At 63.8% G+C, this 3244-nt stretch carries 4 protein-coding genes; all 4 read left to right on the top strand.

What is annotated here, in order from left to right:
- Window positions 1–898, top strand: an 898-nt coding sequence (locus QT222_RS03905; protein WP_491476371.1) for a mechanosensitive ion channel family protein, incomplete at its 5' end; no start/stop codon positions are given.
- Window positions 895–1491 (top strand): HemK2/MTQ2 family protein methyltransferase, encoded by a 597-nt coding sequence (locus tag QT222_RS03900; protein WP_004060234.1) that lies wholly within the window; start codon window positions 895–897, stop codon window positions 1489–1491. The genes QT222_RS03905 and QT222_RS03900, both read left to right, overlap by 4 nt.
- Before the next feature lie 59 nt (window positions 1492–1550).
- On the top strand, window positions 1551–2558 hold the full coding sequence (locus QT222_RS03895) for a 5-methyltetrahydropteroyltriglutamate--homocysteine S-methyltransferase (protein ID WP_004060233.1): 1008 nt from the start codon (window positions 1551–1553) through the stop codon (window positions 2556–2558).
- The coding region (locus QT222_RS03890) for a uroporphyrinogen decarboxylase/cobalamine-independent methonine synthase family protein (RefSeq protein WP_491476370.1) at window positions 2555–3244 on the top strand (690 nt) is incomplete at its 3' end. The genes QT222_RS03895 and QT222_RS03890, both read left to right, overlap by 4 nt.

The following is a 3244-nucleotide window of genomic DNA, read 5'->3' as shown; positions in this document are numbered from 1 at the left end:
GTACAACCTCGGAAAGGAGACCCTCATTCGCGTCAGTCTCTCGGCCGCCTTTCTCGTCGGCGCGTACGCCTTGACATCGGTTCTCGGACGGTTTATTAAGGAAATCGCGAGTACACGCCCCGAGATATCCGACCACCAGCGCGAGATAATCTATCGTCTCGCACAGGTCACGACGTATCTCGTCGCCACCGCTGTCGTTCTCGGTATCTGGGAGGTAAATCTCGGTGGTCTCCTCGTCGGTGCCGGGTTCCTCGGCATCGTCGTCGGTATGGCCGCGAGACAGACGCTCGGCGCGCTCATCGCCGGGTTCGTGCTGATGTTCTCTCGGCCGTTCGAAATCGGCGACTGGGTCGAAGTCGGAAATCACGAGGGTATTGTCACCGAAATCACGGTCGTGAACACGCGAATCCAGACGTTCGACGGGGAGTTCGTGATGATTCCCAACGACGTGGTGAGTTCCGAGAGCCTCGTCAACCGGAGTCGAAAAGGACGACTCCGCCTCGATATCGACGTCGGTGTCGACTACGAAACCGACCTCGACCACGCCGCATCGGTGGCGCAGGCCGCCGTCGAAGAGCTCGACGAGGTGCTGTCGGTGCCGAAACCGCAGGTGGTCGCCAAGCAGTTCGGCGATTCAGCTGTCGTGCTCGGCGTGCGCCCGTGGATCGACCGCCCGAGCGCCCGCCGCCGATGGCGCGCACGAACCGCCGCCATCGGAGCTATCCACGAGGCGTTCGCCGACGAGAACATCACCATCCCGTTCCCGCAGCGCGAACTCTCGGGACGAGAGCAATCGGGGGCGGTTCCGCTCACCGACGGGCCGTCTACGGCAGCGCCAGAGGCCGACGGCGGCGTCGGCAAGACGGAAGACGCCGACGCAGTAGGTGATGACAGATGACCGACCTCGCCGAACGCCGCGGTATGAACACGTCCGTATACCAACCGGCTGAAGACTCCGGACTTCTCGCGCAGGCGGCGCTCGGCCGCGTCAGTGGGCGCGTCCTCGAAGTCGGAACCGGTTCGGGGTGGGTCGCCGCACAACTCGCCGAGAAGACGGACGCCGAGGTTGTCGCAAGCGACCTGAATCCGCACGCATGCAAGCAGGCCGCCGAGCGGTCCGCATCCCTCCGCGCCGACGGGGACCGCGGCTTCGAGGTTGTCCGCGGGAACCTCGTCGAACCGTTCCGCGACGACTCGTTCGACGCGGTGGCATTCAACCCGCCGTACCTCCCAGAAGACCTCGAAGCGGCCCGAGACGACTGGATGGAAGTCGCACTCACCGGTGGCGAAGACGGCCGCGAAATCATCGACCCCTTCCTCGACACCGTCGGTCGCGTCCTCAAACCGGGCGGTGAGGTGTTCCTTCTCGTAAGTAGCCTCACCGGCTACGACGAGGTGCTCGCCCGCGCCGAGTCGAACGGCTTCGGCCACGAGGTCGTCGTTCAGGAGTCCTACCCCTACGAGACGCTCACAGTTCTCGCACTAAAATAACTGGCGTGCATTTGTCGATACAGGAAATATTATACTCCGTCATTTCTTAGCGGCGAGTGATGACTGAACTCGTCTCGACTACACCGGGATTGTATCCCCTCCCGGATTGGGCGAAGCAAGACCTCTCAGACCTCAAAGGGCACCAGAAACACGACCTCATCTCCGGCGACGAGGGCGCGGACATCGTAAGCGCGTACGAGCGCGCCCGCGAAGAAGTCGTCTCGGAGCAGGTCGACGCCGGTCTCGACCGCGTCGTCGAGGGCCAACTCCGCTGGGACGACATGCTCGCGCATCCGCTGACCGTCCACGAGAACGTCGAGACGGGCGGCATCGTCCGCTACTACGACAACAACAACTTCTACCGCGACCCGCAGGTCCGCGGCGAACTCACCTTCTCCGGTGACGTCGCGGCCGAACTGGACGCGACTGCCGACCTCCTCGGCGACGAGTCGCTACAGGCCGTCCTCCCCGGCCCGTACTCCCTCGCGGACCTCGCGACCGACGAGCACTACGGCGACGACGCCGAGTTCCTCGACGCCGTCGGCGACTTCCTCGCCGGCGAAGTTGACGCCTTCCCGGAACACGAGACGCTGTTCCTCCTCGAACCCTCTCTCGTGTTCTCGCCGCCAGGCGAAGACATCGACGCACAGGTCCCCGAAGCAATCTCCGCCGTCGCCGACGCGACCGATGCAAACGTCGTCGTCCACACTTACTGGGGCGCACTCGAAGAGAAAGTCTACGCGCACCTGATGGACGCCGATGTCGACGCGCTCGGGTTCGACTTCGTCGCTGGCGACCGCGACCAGACGCTCTACAACGTCAACGAGTACGGTACGAAAGACGACATCGCCCTCGGTCTCGTCGACGGCCAGAACACGCTGGTCGAAGACCCCGAGACAGTTCGCGAGCGCGTCGAGTGGACCCTCGACCACGTTCAGAGCCAGACCTTCGACACCGCCTACGTGACCACCAACACCGAACTGTTCTACCTGCCGGAGAACCGCGCCACGGAGAAACTCGCCGCCCTCGCCGCTGCGACCGAGGAGACACAGGAGGTGGAAGCATGAGCCGAAACGTCCAGAACCGCGAGCAGTTCCGCCCCGAGGGCCACGAAAACGAACATTTCCTGCTCACGACGGTCGTCGGGTCGTACCCGAAGCCCAAGTGGCTCAACCGCGCGACCGACCTCGCGGAGGACCCCGATTCGAAGTTCACAGAAGAGCACCTCCACGAGGCGCACGACGACGCGTGCCGGGCTATCGTCGACGAACACGAACGCGCCGGTCTCGACACCGTCGTCGACGGCGAGATGCGCCGCAACGAGATGGTCGAATACTTCGCCCACCGCATCCCGGGCTACGAGTTCAACGGCCCGGTGAAAGTGTGGGGCCACAACTACTTCGACAAGCCCTCGGTCATCGGTGAAGTCGAGTACGACGAACCGTGGCTGGTCGACGAGTTCGAATTCACCCGCAACGCCGCTTCCCGCCCGGTCAAGGTGCCAATTACGGGTCCGTACACCCTCGCCAGTTGGTCGTTCAACGAGCACTACGACTCGGAAGCAGAACTCGCGTACGCGCTTGCCGACCTCGTCAACGAGGAAATCGAGCAACTCGTCGAGGCGGGCGCGACGTATATCCAAATCGACGAACCCGCGCTGGCGACGACGCCAGACGACCACGCCATCGTCGGGGAGTGTCTCGAACGCTTCGTCGCGGGCGTCCCCGACGAGGTTCGTATCGGCCTGCACGTC

The sequence above is a fragment of the Haloferax sp. s1 genome (genome assembly GCF_058382125.1).
The sequence above is the reverse complement of the archived record's forward strand: the minus strand, read 5'-3'. Positions and strand labels throughout refer to the sequence as shown.

Excerpts from the sequence above, each read along its gene's own strand:
- QT222_RS03900 (WP_004060234.1), top strand. The coding sequence starts at position 895 with ATGACCGACCTCGCCGAACGCCGCGGTATGAACACGTCCGTATACCAA.
- QT222_RS03895 (WP_004060233.1), top strand. The coding sequence starts at position 1,551 with ATGACTGAACTCGTCTCGACTACACCGGGATTGTATCCCCTCCCGGAT.